Genomic DNA, 16,916 nt, shown 5'->3' with positions numbered 1-16,916 from the left:
TCAGTGGCGCGGCGCCTGCGCGCCTAGCCTCGTTGCCCCGGAGGACTGTTCGATGGCGCGGCCTCGGCGGCACGGTTGACCGGCGCTGCCGGAACTGCGGGCCCTGCCGGGGCGATGCTGACCTTCTGCCCCGGGTTTGCCTCGCCGCCGATCACGATCCGATCGCCCGGCTTGACGCCCTCGACGATCTGCCATTCGCCGCCCTGCATGCGGCCGGTGCGTACCTGGCGGGTCTCGGCGACATCGCCCTTGCCGACCACCAGCAGGTGCGCCTTGCCATCGGGGCCTCGGCGGACCGCCCGCTGCGGGACCAGCATGGCGGCCGGATCGGTCGCATGGGTGACATGCACGCGCACGTACATGCCGGGCAGCAACAGGCCGTCATCGTTGGGCAGCTGGCCGCGCAACGACACCTGGCCGGTCTCGCGCTCGACCGAGATGTCGGAGAACAGCAGCCGTCCTTCCCGCTTCTTGTCGGTGCCTTCGATCGTCACCTGGATCGGCACGCCGCCGTCCCGCTGTTGGCGCAGCCGGCCCTGCTCCAGCGCTTCGCGCATGCGCATCACGTCGGCGACCGGTTGCTTGAAGTCGACGTAGACCGGATCGAGCTGCTGGATGGTGGCCATCGGCGTGGCCTCGCCCTGCCCGACCAACGCGCCTTCCGTGACCAGCGCGCGGCCGATGCGCCCCGAGATCGGCGCCCGCACGGTCGCGTATTCGAGGTTCAGGCGCGCGGTTTGCACCTCCGCGGCGGCACTGCGACGGGCCGCCTGCGCGCTCTTGTGCGCGGCCTGAGCGGCATCGAAATCCTGGCGGCTCACCGCTTCGATCTCGACCAGCGGGGTATAGCGGCGCACCACCGCCGCGGCCTCGGACAGCACCGCTTCGGCCCGGGCCAGCTCGCCTTCGGCGCGCGACAGTGCCGCCTGCAAGGGCGCGGGATCGATCTGGAACAGCGGATCGCCGGCCTTGACGTCGGCGCCTTCCTTGAAATTGCGCTTGAGCACGATGCCGGGCACCCGAGCGCGGACTTCGGCGACACGAACCGGTTCGATGCGGCCGGGAAGTTCGCTGCTGACGGCCATCGCCTTGGGCTGCAAGGTCAGCACATCGACCGAGGGAGGCGCGGGCGTCGGCTGCTGGTCGGCCTTGCCGCACGCCGCCATGGCAATGGCGGCAGCCAGCACGGCGACGGTACGCCGCCCTTGCCATGGAAAGTGCTTCATGTCTTACCCTTCGCGCTTTGCAAAGCACCGGATGCTACGCGGGTTTGTCAAATGAATCAATAACGATTCATCCGGTAAGGAAACTGACGTTTTTGCCCGATAATCCCTCCGCGCCAACGTCGCATTCCGCCAACAAGTCACAGAAAAGTGATTTTCGAGACATAACAGTGAATCCCACACCGTCATGACGGCTGCCACCGCATCTACCGAAGACAACAGCCGACTCCTCGCCGCCCTGGCGCTCGCCCTGGTCGACCAACCGCGCGGCACCTTGCAGGACCTGGCCAAAGCCGTCGGCATCAGCAAGGCAACCCTGTATCGCTTCTGCCGTACCCGGGACCAATTGATTTCCCGTCTGATCGACCATTGCGTCCGCGTGCTGGCCGAAGTCATCCAGTCGGCGGGACTGGACGATCCTTCTCCCCTTGCCGCGCTGCGACGCCTGAACGCCAACATGGTCGAGCAGCGGGAGGTGGCCGCATTCCTGATCTACTACTGGCGAGAGGTTGTCTCCGGCGTGTCGTCGGATTGGCAGACCGACTGGGAAGGCAAGCTCGACGCCTTCTTTCTGCGCGGACAACAGCAAGGCGTCTTCCGCATCGACATCACCGCCCAGGCGCTGACCGAAATCTGGGCGTCGGTGCTGATCGGGCTGCTCGATGGCGAGCGGCGCGGCCGCATTGCGCGGGCAGGTCTGGCGGGGCTGGCGGAACGGGCCTTTCTGCAAGGCGCGGGGGCGCCTTCCCTGCAAGGGACCAGCGGCAACCCTTGATCGTTACGCAAGAATCATTTGCCGAATGGCGGGTTTTTCCAGACCGCCGGGATCCCCACAATCGTCGCATCGCGAGATCGGCATGGCCCATGGCCGCGCCGATCCGGAATCCGCAACCGTGAGGACCCCATGCTGTTTACGCCCTATCGCCTTGGCCATCTGACCACGGCAAACCGTATCGTGATGCCGCCGATGACCCGCTCGCGGGCGGGCGATGGCGGCGTGGCCACCGACCTGATGGCCGAGTATTACCGCCAGCGCGCTTCGGCCGGACTGATCATTTCCGAAGGCACGCAGATCAGCCAGCAGGGTCAGGGCTATGCCTGGACACCCGGCATCTATACGCCCGAACAGGTGGCGGGCTGGCGCAAGGTCACCGACGCCGTGCATGCCGCCGGCGGCGCCATGTTTGCGCAGCTGTGGCATGTCGGCCGCGTCTCGCACACGTCGCTGCAGCCGGGCAATGCCGCGCCGGTGTCCTCGTCGGCGCTGGTGGCCGAAGGGGTCAAGGTCTTTATCGATGTCGATGGCAAGGGGCCCGCCGGCGGTGCCGGGGCGATGGTCCAGCACTCGACGCCGCGCGCGCTGTCGATCCCGGAGATCCATGGCATCGTGCGCGACTACGCGCACGCCGCGCGCAATGCGCTCGAGGCGGGCTTCGACGGTGTCGAGCTGCATGGCGCCAACGGTTATCTGATCAATCAGTTCATCGATTCGCAGGCCAATGCGCGCACCGACGAATACGGCGGCTCGCTGCACAACCGGCTGCGCTTTCTGAAGGAGGTGGCGCAGGCCGTGACCGACGTCGTCGGCACGGATCGCATCGGCGTACGCCTGGCCCCGCTGACCACGCTGCAGGGCGCGATCGACGACACGCCGCAAGCCACCTACCTCGCCGCGGCGCATGCGCTGGGCAAGATTGGCGTGGCCTATATCCACATCGCGGAAGCCGATTGGGAAGACGCGCCGGTGATGCCCGCCGCCTTCAAGGAGGCGCTGCGCGAGGTCTACCCCGGCACGCTGATCTACTCGGGCAACTACAACAAGGCGCGTGCCGAGGAGGCGCTCGCCAGGGGTTGGGCCGACCTGATCGGCTTTGGCCGCAGCTTTATCGCCAATCCCGACCTGCCCTGGCGGCTGCGCCACGACCTGCCGCTCCATCCCGGCAACCGGGCCAGCTATTTCGGCGGGGGCGCCGCGGGCTACACCGACTATCCCGAGTACGCCGGGTACGCGGCAAGCTCAGCAGCCTGAACCGGACTACCTTGAACGAGGCTGAACGAACTCAGGCGATCTCGGCCAGCCGCGCACCTGCCGTCAGGAACGTGCCCGCGCTGGCCTGCCACGTTACGCGGCCATCGCGATGCGCGTGAACCTGCATCTCCATCTTCATCGCCTCCATCACCGCGATCAGGTCGCCTTCCTTGACCTCGTCGCCGACCGCCACCTTCCACGCTTGCACGGTGCCCGCGATCGGTGACGGCAACTCGGCGGGGTTGGTTGCGGCCGCCTGAGCCGGTTTTTCCGCTTCGCCAGCCGCCGGCGCGTTGGCCAGGCCACGGAGCCATTGCGCCGGCACGCCCAGCACCATGCGGCGGCCGTCGACCTCGATCGCGGTGCGCAGCAGGCTGTCGTCCTGCTGCGGCTGCGCGCGGGCGGCCGCGGCAAGGGGCTCGGCGAAATCGGACTCGATCCAGCGCGTGTGGACCTTGAAGCCGTCCGTCCCCAGGAAATCCGGGTGGTCTATCACGGCGCGATGGAATGGCAGCACCGATGCCACGCCCTCGATCCGGAATTCGCGCAGCGCCCGACGGGCGCGCGCCAGCGCCTGTTCGCGCGTGGCACCGGTCACGATCAGCTTGGCCATCAGCGAATCGAACGTACCCGGCACCACCGAGCCCGACTGGACGCCGGAGTCGACGCGCACACCGGGCCCGGACGGCGCGTCGAAGCGCTGCACCGGCCCGGGCGCAGGCAGGAAGCCCCGGCCCACGTCCTCGGCATTGATGCGGAACTCGATGGCGTGCCCCAGCGGCGCCGGCGTGTCGGTGATCGACAGCGGCAGGCCATCGGCCACGCGCAGTTGCTCGACGACCAGATCGACGCCCGTGGTCTGCTCGGTCACCGGGTGTTCGACCTGCAGCCGCGTGTTGACCTCGAGGAACGAGATCGCACCGGTGGCGCTGAGCAGGAATTCCACCGTGCCGGCGCTGGTATAGCCCGCGGCCGCGCAGATGTCCCGCGCCGCCGCGTGAATCCGTGCGCGCTGTTCATCGGTCAGGAACGGTGCCGGCGCTTCTTCGACGAGCTTCTGGTTCCGGCGTTGCAGCGAGCAATCGCGGGTTCCCAGCACGACCACATGGCCGTGCCGGTCGGCCAGGACCTGCGCTTCGATATGGCGCGGCTTGTCGAGGAATTGCTCGACGAAACATTCGCCGCGGCCGAAGGCGGTCACCGCCTCGCGCACGGCCGATGCGTACAGCTCCTCGACCTCGTCCATGCGCCACGCGATCTTCATGCCGCGGCCACCGCCACCGAAGGCCGCCTTGATGATGATCGGCAGACCATGCCGTTCGGCGAAGGCCAGCACCTCGTTCGCATCGGCCACCGGCTCGGCCGTGCCGGCGACCAGCGGAGCGCCGACCTGCAGCGCAATCTTGCGCGCCTGCACCTTGTCGCCGAGCCGGGCGATGGTGGCCGGTGACGGGCCGATCCACGTCAGGCCGGCATCGATGACGGCCTGCGCGAACGCCTCGCTCTCCGACAGAAAGCCGTAGCCGGGATGCACGGCATCGGCGCCGCTGCGGCGGGCGATATCGAGCAGCTTCGGCATGTTCAGATAGGTCTCGGCCGGACGGTCGCCGTCCAGGCCGTACGCCTCGTCGGCCAGGCGCGCGTGCATCGCGTCGATATCGGCGTTGGCATACACGGCGACCGAGCCGACGCCGTAGTCGGCGCAGGCGCGGATGATGCGGACGGCGATCTCGCCACGGTTGGCAATCAGGACTTTCTTCATCGCGAATCTCGGTGCGGAAATCTCGGTGCGGAAATCTCGGTGGGCCGCTCAGTCGGCAGACGGTGGCAGTGCTTGGAAGGGGCCGATCGGGTTGAAGCGCAGCCACGCGCCGACCGGAATCTGGCCCGCACGATCGAGGTGGTAAGGCGCCACGGCGCCGATCACGGGATAGCCCCCGGTCAGCGGATGGTCGGCCAGGAACAGGATCGGTTGTCCGCTGGGGGGCACCTGCAGCGCGCCCAGCACCGTACCTTCGCTGGGCAGCTCGCCGGTGATGGCGCGTTCCAGCGGGACCTCGCCAGTCAGCCGCAAACCCACGCGGTTGGACTGCGGCGTGACCTGCCAGCGCTGCGCGGCCAGCCGCGCGACCGACTCGGGTGTGAACCAGTCGGTGCGCGGGCCCAGCACCACGTCCAGTACGACGTCCCGATCGACCGTCGGCAGGTCGGCGGCGGGCTGCTCGGGCATGCCGACCACGGCGCCGGCGGGCGCGGGCAATACACCCAACACATCGCCGACGGCCAACGGCGACGGCCCGATTCCGGCGAGCGTGTCGGTGGCGCAGCTGCCGAGCACCGGCGCAACGGCAAAGCCGCCGCGTGCCGCGATATAGCAGCGGGCGCCGGCGACCGGCTGGCCAAGGCTCAGCGTGTCGCCATCGGCCAGGGCCACGGCCTGATGCGTCGGCACGTTCCACTGCCGGCCGTCTGCGGTACGGAGGGTCAGCGGCGCATCGGCACCGGTGACGGCAAGCACGGTGTCGCCCTGGCTCTGCAATTGCAGACCGCCGCCGACGGTTTCGAGCGCGGCACTGTCGCTGCGATTGCCGACCAGGCGATTGGCCGTCCTCAACGCCGCCTGGTCCAGCGCGCCGGAGGCCGATACGCCCTGCCCCGCCTGTCCGTGGCGGCCCAGATCCTGGAACACCGTCAGCAATCCGGTGCCCTTGACCTTGAGCGCGGCGGTGCTGGCCGCCCTGCTCTGCTGCCCATGCGGGTCGACTGCCGGCACAGCGCCGCTTCCGGCCCCCTCCGCGCGGCCGCCCGTGGCCGTGCCGAAGGAGGCTTCCCAGTCACCACCCACAGCCGCCATATCGACAAAGCGCACGCGATAACCGGGCTGCAGCAGCGCCGGTTGCTCGCGGCCCAGGTCCCACATCGGCACCGGCGTCGTGCCGATGATCTGCCAGCCGCCGGGACTGGCCTTCGGATACACGCCGCTGAAGGTACCGGCGAGACCCACGGCGCCGGCCGGAATCTGCGTGCGCGGCGTACGGCGGCGCGGTACGTCCAACGACGGGTGGCCGCCGCTCAGATAGGCAAAGCCGGGGGCGAAGCCGGTGAAGGCGACGGTGTATTCGCTGCCGGTGTGGCGGCGCACGACTTCTGCGGGCGTGATGCCCAGCCACTGCGCCACCTCGGCCAGATCCTCGCCGTCATAGCGCACCGGGATCTCGATCAGCGTATTGCTGCGCTCGACACGCTGCGACAGATCGCGCCCGGCAATCGCGCGGACCAATGCGGCAGCGCTGGTCGCCCAGGGCCGGTAGTGCACGAGAATCGTGCGGGCGGCGGGCACAAGCTCCGCCACGCCGTGCACAGGATCGCGCTGCAGCGAGGCCAGTAGTGCCAGCGTCTGGTCCAGATCGGCCAGCTCGACCAGCAGCGCGTTCAGGGAAACGGGGAGGAAACGCAAATCGAACTCCGCAAATGCCAGATCCAGCGCTGCGCGTTCAGGCGAACGCGCAGACCTTGACGCCGTCGCGCTCCAGCGCATCGCGCACGGCGCGCGCCATTTCCAGCGCGCCGTCGCTGTCGCCATGCACGCAGATCGATTGCGCCTCGATGCGGGCCACGCTGCCGTCGATGGCGCGCACCGTGCCCTCCCGCACCAGCCGCAACATCCGCTCGGCGACCTCGGCTGCGTCGTGCAGCACCGCGCCCTTCTCGCGGCGAGACACCAGCGTGCCCTGCGGCGTGTAGGCGCGATCGGCAAAGGCTTCCGCAATGACGCGCAGGCCGGCTTCGCGCGCCCAGCCGACCAGCGGCGAGCCCGCCAGCGCGACCAGCGCCAGCTCGGGATTGACCGCGCGAATCGCGGTGATCACGTCGCGCGCCTGGCGCTCGTCGCTGGCGATGGTGTTGTACAGCGCGCCGTGCGGCTTGACGTAGCGCACCGTCGTGCCGACCGTCGCCGCCATCCCGGCCAGCGCGCTGATCTGGTAAATCACGTCGGCGATCAGGTCGTCGCTGGCAATGTCCATATTGCGACGGCCGAATCCTTGCAGGTCCGGATACGAGACATGGGCGCCCACGGCGACGTCGCGCGCCTTGGCGGCCTTCAGCGTCTGCAGGATGCCGGCCGGATCGCCGGCATGAAAACCGCAGGCCACGTTGGCGCTGCTGACGATGTCCAGCATCGCGGCATCGTTGCCCATGCGCCAGGCGCCAAAGCTCTCACCCAGATCGCTGTTCAGATCGATTTGCATGGCATCCAACCCTCAGTGCGCGGGCTCGGCTTCGCCCAGCAGTTCGCGCCCCTGCGTCTCGGGCAACAGCAGGCAGGCGACCACGACCAGCCCGTAGGCACCGGCGGCGAGATAGCCGATCGCGACACCGAGCGACATTGTCGCGCCCATATGCCCGATCATCGCGGGGAACACCGAGCCGACGGCACGCCCGAAGTTGTAGCAGAAGCCCTGGCCGGAGCCGCGGATATGGCTTGGATACAGCTCGGTCAGATAGGCGCCCATGCCGGAGAAGATGCCCGACAGGAAGAAGCCCAGCGGGAAACCCAGCACCAGCATCGCGGCATCGGTGATCGGCAACTGGGTGTAGCAGATCACCAGAATCGCGGCGCTGACCGCGAACAGCATGAAGCACCGCCGGCGTCCCAGCCGATCGGACAGCCAGGCGCTGGTCAGATAGCCGGCGAAGGAGCCCGCGATCAGCACCATCAGGTAGCCGCTGGTGTTCAGCACCGACAGATTGCGCTCCATCTTCAGGTAGGTCGGCAGCCAGGTCGTCACCGAGTAGTAGGCGCCCTGCATGCCGGTGGCCAGCAGGCTCGCCAGCACGGTCACGCGCAGCACGCCGGGCTTGAAGATCAGCATGAAGTTGTTGCTTTGCCCGGTGACGGCGAGCTTGGCCTTGGTCTCCCGATACACCTCCGGCTCGCTGATGTTGCGGCGGATATAGAGGATGAAGACCGCCGGCAGCACGCCGATCCAGAACAGCACGCGCCACGCGTATTGCTGCTCGAACATCGCATAGACCGCCCAGAAGGCCACCGCCGACAGCCCCCAGCCGACCGCCCAGCTGCTCTGCACCAGCCCGACCGCCTTGCCGCGATGGCGAGCCCGGATCATCTCGGCAATCAGCACGGAGCCGACCGACCATTCACCGCCGAATCCGAGCCCCTGCAGCATGCGGGTCACGAACAACTGCTCGGGCGACTGCGTGAAGCCGCTGAGAAACGTGAAGAAGCTGAACCACAGCACGGTCAGCTGCAGCACCCGCACGCGGCCGTACTTGTCGGCCAGGATGCCGGCCAGCCAGCCGCCGATCGCCGAACTGATCAGCGCGCCCGTGGCGATATAGCCGGCCTGGGCCTTGGTCATGCCCCACACCAGGATGAAGGTGGGAATCATGAAGGTGTAGATCATGTAGTCGAAGGCATCGACCCCATAGCCGACGAAGGCGGCAAAGAGCGTCTTGCGCTCTGCCTGCGTTGTTTCTTTTAGCCACATGGTTGCGCTCACTCGGGATAACGACACTGCGTGGGGAAGGCTCGCCGCACGGTTCACGGCAACGTCGCGGCGACGTCGGGGGTGTGAGCGGGATCGCGCGAGACCGCCAGCCGGCCGCCCCTCCACCGCAGCGCCGTTTGGCAAGCCACATGTCATGTTGATGGATATGCACGTCTTTACTCAACCACCGTGCCGTGATTGTTCAACAATCAGTAAGCAGGATCGATTCTGGTATACACCTAGCCGTGCGTCTGCCCCGGGGCGTCGCACCAATCTCGTGCATATTGTTGAACAGAGGTGGGGTAACATCCCGCGGCGGCATTCGCAGGCGCCTCGTCCAGGCCCGGTCGACCGTCGTCCCGACCTTCCTTGCAGCAAACATGACAACCAGTTCTGACGTAAAAAACCTGGCCGAGCGGGTCACCGAACAGATTCGCCAGCGCATCCTGCATGGCGACTTCGCGCCCGGGCAGCGGCTGTCGGAAGCCGCGCTCAGCGAAAGCCTGCAGATCTCGCGCAATACGCTGCGCGAGACGTTCCGCGTGCTGACCAAGGAAGGCCTGCTCAAGCACGAGCCGAACCGCGGCGTGGCGGTGGCCATTCCGAGCATTGCGTCGATCATCGATATCTACCGCGTGCGCCGCCTGATCGAATGCCAGGCGATCGCGCAGGCCTATCCCAGCCATCCGGCCAGAAAACACATGCGCCAGGCGGTGGAGGCCGGACTGCGCTGCCGCGACAACGCCGACTGGCAGGGCGCGGGCACCGCCAACATGGAGTTCCACATGGCCATCGTGGAACTGGCGGACAGCGAGCGGCTGAACGTGATGTTTTCCCACCTGCTGGCCGAGTTGCGGCTCGCGTTCGGCATGCTGCAGGACCCGGAATTCCTGCACGGTCCCTATGTCGAGCTGAACCAGCAGATCCTGCAGCTGTTCGAGTCGGGCAAGCTCGCCGAGTGTGCGCAGGCGCTGAACGACTATCTGGTGCAGTCCGAGCGCATCGTGCTGTCGGCCTGCGCGCGGCACCCGGTCTTCAAGGGGCGCTGAGCGCGGGCGACGCTACAGCACCCGCCCGAACCACCACAGCGACAGCAGCGCGGCCCCGGCCGCGAGCACCGCGCCGAGCGCGGCGAACAGCGCGGTGATTTCGGCCTGCTCGGTCTTGCCGAGCGTCAGCTTGGCGTTGATCGCCCGATACACCTGCTTCAATCTGGCGGCGTCCTCCAGACGGAAGTATTCGGCCCCGGTGGTATCGGCAACCTGCTTCAGCACGGCCTCATCCAGCTTGACGCGCGCCGACCAGCCGTCGGCCGACAGCACGACACCCTGGGTCGTGCCGACGCCCACGGTATAGACGCGCACGCCGTAGGCGGCGGCAAGCTCGGCCGCCTGTATGGCGGTCGGACCGGCGTTGCTTTCGCCGTCGGAGAACACGACGATCGCGCCGGCGGCATAGGAGCCGGGGGCGGCGCCCTCGGCGTCGGCCGCGTTTTGCCCTGCTCCTTGCCCGCCGCCTTGGCCTCCGCCCTGTGGCCCTCCCGATGCGCCGAACGGACTGCTCGGCGGGCCCGGCTTTTTCAGCGGCGAGGCGTCGCCCTCCATCAGCCGCGCGGCGTCCTCGGTCGCTTGCGGCCGCAGCGCCGTCAGCGCAATCAGCAGGCCATTGCCCAGCGCGGTGCCGCCCTGCGGCTGCAGCCGATCGATCGCCGTGGTCACGTCCTGCTTTCTACGGCTCGGGGCCTGCGCCACGGCCGAAGTCCCCGCCATCGCGACCAGGCCGACGCTGACGCCGGCCGGTTTTGCGTCGAGCAAGCCCTTGGCGGCGTGTTGCGCGGCGCGCAGCCGGTTCGGTTGCACGTCCTTCGCGCGCATGCTGCCGGACAGGTCGATCACCAGCATCACCGTTTCGATGCGCGAGGGCAGCACCAACAGCGCATGGGGACGCGAGAGGGCGACGATCAATGCCGCCAACGCCAGCAACATCAGGATGGGGGACGCGTGCCGGCGCCAGCCCGCGACGCCGCGGTTGGCGAAGCCCACGGTCTTCAGCGCCGGATAGTGCACCGCCGCGCGCCGGCGGCGCGTATCCAGCCACAGGTAGGCGGCGGCCAGCAAGGGGATCAGCAGCAGCAACCACAGCATCCTTGGCCACAGGAAGCTGATGGCGGGAAGGCGCGCGATCGCGTCGCTCACGCCGTCCATGCGGCCCCCTTTCCTGCGCCTTTCGGTGGCGCCGTCTTTGCCGCCTTCTGTGCCAACGTCCCGGCTGGACTGGCCGCCGGATTCACTACCCCCTTCGCCGTTCCTTGCCGATGACGCCGCTGCCGCGAGAACGCCAGCAGGGCCAGATCGAGGCGAGCGTCGGTCGACAGCGTCAGGCAATCCACGCCGGCGCGCGCAAAGCCCAGCCGCAGTTCCTCTTCGCGCGCCTGCGCGGCCGCGGCGAAGCGCTTGCGAAAGACCGGGTCGTGGGTGTCGACGAACATCTGCTCGCCGGTTTCGGCGTCCTGCATCACCAACAAACCCAGATCGGGCAGCGCCCGCTCCAGCGGATCGACCAGCCGCACGGCGATAACTTCATGGCGCCTGGCCAACATGGCGAGCGACGCCTGCCAACCCGGGTCGCTGATGAAGTCCGAGACGACGAACAGCACCGAACGCCGCCTGGCCACCGCCCGCGCGTGATCGAGCAGCTCGCGCAGCCGTGTTGTACCCGGCGAGGCGGCAGGCGTCGCATGCATGCGATCGAGCAGGTGCAGCAGTTGCCGGCGCCCCGCACGCGCGGGCACCGCCGACGCCGTCATGTCGGCGGCCCCGTTGTAGAGCACGGCGCCGACGCGGTTGCCGTAGCGGGTCAGCAGCAGCGCCATCACGGTAGTGAAATCGCTGAGCAGATCGCGCTTGCGGACCTCGCCCGAGCCGAATTCCACCGAGCCGCTCAGATCGAGCAGAAACCAGGCCGCGATCTCGCGGTCCTCCTGGAACATCCGCACATGCGGCGTCTGCAGCCGGGCGGTCACGTTCCAGTCGATGTGGCGGACGTCGTCGCCGGGCTGGTATTCGCGCAGGTCGGCCAGGTCCAGTCCGAAGCCGCGAAACAGCGTGCGGTAGTCGCCCTGCAGCATGCCGTCGAGGCGGCGCACCACCGTCCATTCCATGCGGCGCAACAACGCGTCGGTGCGGCCGGCACCGACACCGCGCGGCGCGCCCGGCGTGGCAGCGCGCCCGGAAGCGGCCTCCGGGCCGGTCCGGCGCCTAGCGCGCAGCCGCCCGAACATGGGATTCCAGCGGACGCTCGGGGACCGGCATGGCCTGCACGATGCGGCCGATCAGCGCATCGGCGGTGACGCCGTCGGACATGGCCTCGTAGGACAGCGACAGCCGATGGCGCAATACGTCCGGAACGAGGTCGATCACGTCCTCCGGCACCGCGTAGTGCCGGCCTCGCAGCAGCGCCAGCGCACGCGCGCCTTCGATCAGCCCGATGGTCGCGCGCGGGCTGGCGCCGAAGGTCACGTACCGATCGAGATCGTCGAGCCCGTAGCTCGCCGGTTTGCGGGTGGCCGCCACCACGCGCACCGCGTACTGGATCAGCCCCGGATCGACATACACGTTGCGGCACTCTTCCTGCAGCTCGGCCAGTTGTTCCGGCGTGGCGATCGGACTGACGTCGATCCGCGGACCGGTCACGCGGTTGACGATCACCACCTCTTCGTCCTCGCTCGGATAGCCGACCAGCACCTTCATCATGAAACGGTCGACCTGCGCCTCCGGCAACGGATAGGTGCCTTCGGTCTCGATCGGGTTCTGCGTGGCCATCACCAGGAACGGCATCGGCACCCGGTGGGTTTCGCCGGCGATGGTGACCTGCTTTTCCTGCATCACCTCGAGCAGGGCGCTCTGCACCTTGGCCGGCGCGCGGTTGATCTCGTCGGCCAGCAGCAGATTGGCGAAGACGGGCCCCCGCACCGTGGAGAACTCGCCGGTCCCCTGGTGATACATGCGCGTGCCGACCAGGTCGGCGGGCAGCAGGTCGGGCGTGAACTGGATGCGCTTGAACGTGCCGCGCATGGTCCGCGCCAGCGTATTGACGGTCAGCGTCTTGGCCAGCCCCGGCACGCCTTCCACCAGCAAATGGCCGCCGGCGAGAATCGCCACCAGCACCCGTTCCAGAAAATGGTCCTGTCCCACCACTACGCGCTTGACCTCGTACAGCAGGCGTTCCATCAGGTTGGCGGTTTCGATGGCTTCCCGGGCTTGGTCGTTCATGGGCCTCTCGCTTTCGTATTCGTCTGGCGTGTTCGTCTGGAGTCTTGGTCTGAAGTCGTCGTCTAGAACGGCGAAGCGCCGACGGAACCGCCCGCGCTCTCGATGGTGATGGCGAAACCGATCCCAAGAAAATTGCCGCTCTGGTTGGGATTGAGGATGGCCGTGACGATGCCCACCACCTCGCCCTTCATGTTGACCAGCGGTCCGCCCGAGTTGCCGGGATTGGCCGCGGCATCGAACTGGATCAGCTTGTCCAGCCGCTGCTTGTCGTCCGGCGACACGAACTGGCGGTCGAGCCCGGACACCACGCCGGCCGTCACCGACGGCCCGATGCCGAACGGGAAACCGACCGCCACCACTTCGCTGCCGGGCGCCAGCTCGCGGCTGGAGCCGAGCGTCGCGGGCGGCAGGTCGTCGGGAATCGATTTGGGCTGCAGGATGGCGAGGTCTTTTTCCGGGACGGCCTGCAGCAGGGCCGCCTCGGCGGTATGCCCATCGTGGAATCGGACCTCGACGCGCCGCGCCCCGGCGACGACGTGATAGTTGGTGATGATGACGCCGCTCTCGGTGACGACCACGCCGGTGCCGATGTGCCGGCCGTCGGGCAAGGTCTCCGGCGCGCTCTTGTCGCCGGGCGGCTTGCCTTTGGCGGTTTCGTCGCGCGGGGCGCGCCGGGAAGGCGCCGAGGACTCGGGCGGCGGCTTGGCCGCGCGATCGCGTCCGGCCTTGTCGGCGCGGGGTTTATCCGCGGCGGGCTCGGCGCCAGGATAGGCCCGGACCTCGACCACCGACTGGCGAACCGCCTCGGCCGCGCGTGCGGCGCGCGACGGCAGGTCCTTGGTATGGAGCGTGTGGAGCACCGCAGAGTCGATGTCCGACTGCGTCAATGCGCGTTGTTTCGGCTGCAACAGCCAGGCAGAACCCACGCCCGCAGCGAAGACGAGTGCGATCGCCGCCAAGGCTCCACCGTAGATCGTCACCCGTTTCATCGCCGCCCCGAGTTCACGCGCCGGAAACTACAGTACCATCGTTCTTAACGACGCGCCAAGGAGCAGGGCATGCAGTTTCTCTGGCCTCAAATGCTCTGGCTGCTGCTTGTGCTCCCCGTACTGGCTGCAGCTTATTTCCATGTGCTCGCCCGGCGCAGGAAATCCGCGCTGCTCTACGCCAGTCTCGCCCTGCCCCGTGCGGCGCTCGGTCCTCGCCAATGGCTTCGGCGCCACGTCCCTCCGCTGCTGTTCCTGTTGTCGCTCGGCACCGCGCTGCTTGCCTGCGCGCGCCCCAGCGCCACCATCACGCTGCCGGCCGACACCATCACCCTGGTGCTGGCCATGGACGTCTCGCGCAGCATGGAAGCGACCGATGTCTCGCCGACACGCATCGCCGCCGCCCAGCAGGCCGCCACCAACCTCGTGACCGGGCTGCCCGCCAACGTGCGCCTGGGCATCGTGTCGTTTGCCGCCACCGCTTCGGTGGTGCTCAGCCCGACCGACAACCGGCAGGACATGCTCGAAGCGATCGAGCGCTTCCAGCTTCAGCGCGGCACCGCGACGGGCAGCGGATTGATCGAGGCGCTGGCCGTGCTGTTCCCGGACGACGGGATCGACCTGGAGGCGGTGCTGTTCGGCAGCGCGTCGGAGCAGTTCGAGAATCCTGGCCGATCGCTGGACGAAGCGGCCGCCGCGGACGCGGCCCGCAACCGCGAGAAGCGAGCCAGGCGGGAAGAACGGCCCGCGGCCGAGCCCGGCTCCTACCGGCACGGCGCGGTGATCCTGCTCAGCGATGGCCGGCGCACCACCGGTCCCGATCCGGTCATCGCGGCCCGCATGGCCGCCGAGCGCGGCGTGCGCGTCTATACGGTCGGATTCGGCTCGCCGCAGGACGGCACGGGCGGCGGACAGACCATGTCTTACTACATGCAGCTCGATGAACCCGCGTTGCGCGCGGTGGCCAAGATCACGGGCGGCGAGTATTTCCACGCGGGCTCCGAAGCCGACCTGAGCCAGGTCTATCGCCAGCTCAGCTCGCGTTTTGCGCTGGAGCGCAGGGAAACCGAGGTGGGAGCGTTGTTTGCGGGCGCGGCGGTAGTATTGCTGATGGCGGCTAGCGTGCTGTCGATTCTGTGGTTCCGGCGCTGAGGCGTGGGGATGTAGAGGAAATGGTAAGACGCAGTGCGCTGGGTAGATAAATAGGTAAAGCCAGTAGAGAGATGGGTAAGTTGGCAGGCCCGCGGGCATCCGCCGTAGATGAAATGGTAAGAGAGAGGGCCAAAAATAGATGTTCTGGTAAGTCCAGTAGAAGGTTTGGTAAGCTGCGCGAGCAAATGACCTTAAATTTGTATCGCGCGAAATGGCACTTACATCACTCGGCTACAAAGCACTGGTTCAGAAGTTCGATCTGCGCGTGCCGCCGCTGCGCTCGACCTATGAACTGGCCGACAAGACGGGCGTGTTGACCAGACACACCGGCCCCGACGGCACCACTCGCGTGATCTACCCGCGGAACCGATACCGCGGCGGCGACTCGATCGTCGACCACCTCCTCTTTGCGCTGAAGAAGGAGCAGTTGGACCTGACCGTCCTGGCGGCATTGTTCGAGCACCGGGAAGCCATCGACGCCGTGCAGGAATGGCTCCGAGCCGCCCCTACGTCGCGCTATGCGCGCTTGAGCGGCTTCTACGCCAAATGGCTTGCCGGCGTCCAGTTCGACTACAACGTGCCTGTCGGCACGCCTCGTATTCCGACCCTCGACGAAGGCGCGTATATCACCGGCCCAGTCAAGACGGATCCGCAGTTCGGCATCCACAACAACCATCTCGGACCGCCGGCATTCTGCCCGTTGGTGCGACGCACCGACGAACTGTCGGCATGGATCGCCTCTGACTTGCCGAACAAGGTCGCCGCAGCGATCGAGCGCCTCGAGCCGGAGGTGCTGGCCCGGGCGGTCGACTATCTGTATCTCGCCGAGACCCGTTCGACCTACTCGATCGAACAAGAGGTGCCCGATAACCAGCGCGTGGCCAAGTTCCGTCGTTTGCTGCAGTTTGCCGGCGCGCCGGGACCGTTGACCGAGCAGCAGCTATGCGAATGGCAAAACGAGATCATCTCCGGCCGACGCAGCGAATTCTCTTATCGCGACCGTCAAAACTGGCTTTCGCGCGGCGGGCGCATGCGGAATATGGCCGACTATATTCCCCCGAGTCCCGAGCAGCTTGACGCAATGATGGAGGGCATTTCGCAGGTGGCCAGCCTGATCCAGACCCGAGCTGTCCATCCGATCGTCGTGGCCACCTGCGCATCGTTCGGTTTCGTGTTTGCTCACCCCTTCTACGATGGCAATGGGCGCCTGCACCGCTTCCTGATCCATCACCTGCTTCGGCAGGCCGGGGTCACCCCTGAAGGCGTCGTGCTGCCCATCTCCGCGCGCATGCTCAAGGAGATCGACACCTATGCCGGCTTGCTGAAAGCCTACTCGGCACCGCGCACCGCGCTGATCAATTACGCATTGGACGCTGACAGCGACACGATTCTGATCAAGTCGCCTCAGCCGTATTGGCTGTATGCGTCATTCGATGCGACAACGCTGTGCGAGTTTGTCTTCCGGTGTATCGAGCAATGCGTCGAGCACGATCTTGCGCAGGAGATCCAATATCTTCGAGCCTATGACGCCAGCCTGGTCCGCATCGAAAGCTGGCTCGATCTGCCGCAGTCGCGACTTTCCAATCTCATCGACCTGATCGTGCAGAACCACGGAGAATTATCGAAGCGAAGGCGCAAGCTCTTCGAAGACCTGACGGACGATGAAGTCGAACGGATAGAAGGCATCGTTCGCGACGAGTTCGACGCGTACCTCAACGCCTTCGGCAAGTCCGGCTAAGCCCCCC

Annotated in this window: 14 protein-coding genes; 5 read left to right on the top strand and 9 right to left on the bottom strand. The window is 67.3% G+C overall.

What is annotated here, in order from left to right:
• Window positions 1–23 precede the first annotated feature (23 nt).
• Window positions 24–1,226 carry an efflux RND transporter periplasmic adaptor subunit gene (locus J5T34_RS20900; protein ID WP_208582689.1) on the bottom strand — a complete coding sequence of 401 codons (1,203 nt, stop codon included), beginning with the start codon at window positions 1,224–1,226 and terminating at the stop codon, window positions 24–26.
• A gap of 184 nt (window positions 1,227–1,410) precedes the next feature.
• Between J5T34_RS20900 and J5T34_RS20895 the strand changes: the two genes are divergently transcribed.
• Both J5T34_RS20895 and J5T34_RS20890 read left to right on the top strand, forming a co-directional pair.
• Window positions 1,411–1,998 carry a TetR/AcrR family transcriptional regulator gene (locus tag J5T34_RS20895; protein ID WP_208582687.1) on the top strand — a complete coding sequence of 196 codons (588 nt, stop codon included), beginning with the start codon at window positions 1,411–1,413 and terminating at the stop codon, window positions 1,996–1,998.
• Between the two features lie 129 nt (window positions 1,999–2,127).
• A complete protein-coding gene (locus tag J5T34_RS20890; protein WP_208582685.1) occupies window positions 2,128–3,252 on the top strand; it encodes an alkene reductase in 1,125 nt (374 codons plus the stop codon).
• Between the two features lie 31 nt (window positions 3,253–3,283).
• Here J5T34_RS20890 and J5T34_RS20885 read toward each other — a convergent pair whose 3' ends face one another.
• From J5T34_RS20885 to J5T34_RS20870, 4 genes are read right to left on the bottom strand one after another with little or no spacing between them, the layout of a single operon-like run.
• Window positions 3,284–5,014, bottom strand: coding sequence for an acetyl/propionyl/methylcrotonyl-CoA carboxylase subunit alpha (locus J5T34_RS20885; RefSeq protein ID WP_208582683.1), 1,731 nt, complete (start codon window positions 5,012–5,014; stop codon window positions 3,284–3,286).
• 48 nt (window positions 5,015–5,062) lie between these two features.
• Complete coding sequence (locus J5T34_RS20880; RefSeq protein ID WP_208582681.1) at window positions 5,063–6,709, bottom strand: 5-oxoprolinase/urea amidolyase family protein; 1,647 nt, start codon at window positions 6,707–6,709, stop codon at window positions 5,063–5,065.
• A gap of 37 nt (window positions 6,710–6,746) precedes the next feature.
• Window positions 6,747–7,502, bottom strand: a complete 756-nt coding sequence (locus J5T34_RS20875; RefSeq protein ID WP_208582679.1) for a LamB/YcsF family protein — start codon at window positions 7,500–7,502, stop codon at window positions 6,747–6,749.
• A gap of 12 nt (window positions 7,503–7,514) precedes the next feature.
• Window positions 7,515–8,762, bottom strand: a complete 1,248-nt coding sequence (locus J5T34_RS20870; protein ID WP_208582677.1) for an MFS transporter — start codon at window positions 8,760–8,762, stop codon at window positions 7,515–7,517.
• A 380-nt stretch (window positions 8,763–9,142) separates the two neighbouring features.
• Between J5T34_RS20870 and J5T34_RS20865 the strand changes: the two genes are divergently transcribed.
• A complete protein-coding gene (locus J5T34_RS20865; RefSeq protein WP_208582674.1) occupies window positions 9,143–9,811 on the top strand; it encodes a GntR family transcriptional regulator in 669 nt (222 codons plus the stop codon).
• A 12-nt stretch (window positions 9,812–9,823) separates the two neighbouring features.
• Here J5T34_RS20865 and J5T34_RS20860 read toward each other — a convergent pair whose 3' ends face one another.
• From J5T34_RS20860 to J5T34_RS20845, 4 genes are all read right to left on the bottom strand, one after another.
• On the bottom strand, window positions 9,824–10,957 hold the full coding sequence (locus J5T34_RS20860) for a vWA domain-containing protein (RefSeq protein WP_208582707.1): 1,134 nt from the start codon (window positions 10,955–10,957) through the stop codon (window positions 9,824–9,826).
• A complete protein-coding gene (locus J5T34_RS20855; protein WP_208582672.1) occupies window positions 10,954–12,042 on the bottom strand; it encodes a DUF58 domain-containing protein in 1,089 nt (362 codons plus the stop codon). The genes J5T34_RS20860 and J5T34_RS20855 overlap by 4 nt, the downstream gene beginning before the upstream one ends.
• On the bottom strand, window positions 12,020–13,033 hold the full coding sequence (locus J5T34_RS20850; protein ID WP_208582670.1) for an AAA family ATPase: 1,014 nt from the start codon (window positions 13,031–13,033) through the stop codon (window positions 12,020–12,022). The genes J5T34_RS20855 and J5T34_RS20850 overlap by 23 nt, the downstream gene beginning before the upstream one ends.
• A 62-nt stretch (window positions 13,034–13,095) precedes the next feature.
• Window positions 13,096–14,022: a S1C family serine protease gene (locus J5T34_RS20845; RefSeq protein ID WP_208582668.1), complete on the bottom strand. Its 927-nt coding sequence runs from the start codon at window positions 14,020–14,022 to the stop codon at window positions 13,096–13,098.
• Between the two features lie 69 nt (window positions 14,023–14,091).
• On the opposite strand from J5T34_RS20845, the gene J5T34_RS20840 reads away from it, so the two are divergent.
• Both J5T34_RS20840 and J5T34_RS20835 read left to right on the top strand, forming a co-directional pair.
• Window positions 14,092–15,171, top strand: a complete 1,080-nt coding sequence (locus J5T34_RS20840) for a VWA domain-containing protein (protein WP_208582666.1) — start codon at window positions 14,092–14,094, stop codon at window positions 15,169–15,171.
• Window positions 15,172–15,382: 211 nt separating this feature from the next.
• A complete protein-coding gene (locus J5T34_RS20835) occupies window positions 15,383–16,909 on the top strand; it encodes a Fic family protein (protein WP_208582664.1) in 1,527 nt (508 codons plus the stop codon).
• The last annotated feature ends 7 nt before the right edge of the window (window positions 16,910–16,916 follow it).

It is taken from the genome of Cupriavidus gilardii (genome assembly GCF_017598945.1).
In the GTDB taxonomy this organism is placed as follows: domain Bacteria; phylum Pseudomonadota; class Gammaproteobacteria; order Burkholderiales; family Burkholderiaceae; genus Cupriavidus; species Cupriavidus gilardii_E.
Note: the sequence above shows the minus strand (reverse complement) of the source record. Positions and strands in the feature narration are given on the sequence as shown.

Coding starts and splice junctions, on each gene's coding strand:
- J5T34_RS20900 (WP_208582689.1), bottom strand. CDS start 1,226: ATGAAGCACTTTCCATGGCAAGGGCGGCGTACCGTCGCCGTGCTGGCT.
- J5T34_RS20895 (WP_208582687.1), top strand. CDS start 1,411: ATGACGGCTGCCACCGCATCTACCGAAGACAACAGCCGACTCCTCGCC.
- J5T34_RS20890 (WP_208582685.1), top strand. CDS start 2,128: ATGCTGTTTACGCCCTATCGCCTTGGCCATCTGACCACGGCAAACCGT.
- J5T34_RS20885 (WP_208582683.1), bottom strand. CDS start 5,014: ATGAAGAAAGTCCTGATTGCCAACCGTGGCGAGATCGCCGTCCGCATC.
- J5T34_RS20875 (WP_208582679.1), bottom strand. CDS start 7,502: ATGCAAATCGATCTGAACAGCGATCTGGGTGAGAGCTTTGGCGCCTGG.
- J5T34_RS20870 (WP_208582677.1), bottom strand. CDS start 8,762: ATGTGGCTAAAAGAAACAACGCAGGCAGAGCGCAAGACGCTCTTTGCC.
- J5T34_RS20865 (WP_208582674.1), top strand. CDS start 9,143: ATGACAACCAGTTCTGACGTAAAAAACCTGGCCGAGCGGGTCACCGAA.
- J5T34_RS20855 (WP_208582672.1), bottom strand. CDS start 12,042: ATGTTCGGGCGGCTGCGCGCTAGGCGCCGGACCGGCCCGGAGGCCGCT.
- J5T34_RS20850 (WP_208582670.1), bottom strand. CDS start 13,033: ATGAACGACCAAGCCCGGGAAGCCATCGAAACCGCCAACCTGATGGAA.
- J5T34_RS20845 (WP_208582668.1), bottom strand. CDS start 14,022: ATGAAACGGGTGACGATCTACGGTGGAGCCTTGGCGGCGATCGCACTC.
- J5T34_RS20840 (WP_208582666.1), top strand. CDS start 14,092: ATGCAGTTTCTCTGGCCTCAAATGCTCTGGCTGCTGCTTGTGCTCCCC.
- J5T34_RS20835 (WP_208582664.1), top strand. CDS start 15,383: ATGGCACTTACATCACTCGGCTACAAAGCACTGGTTCAGAAGTTCGAT.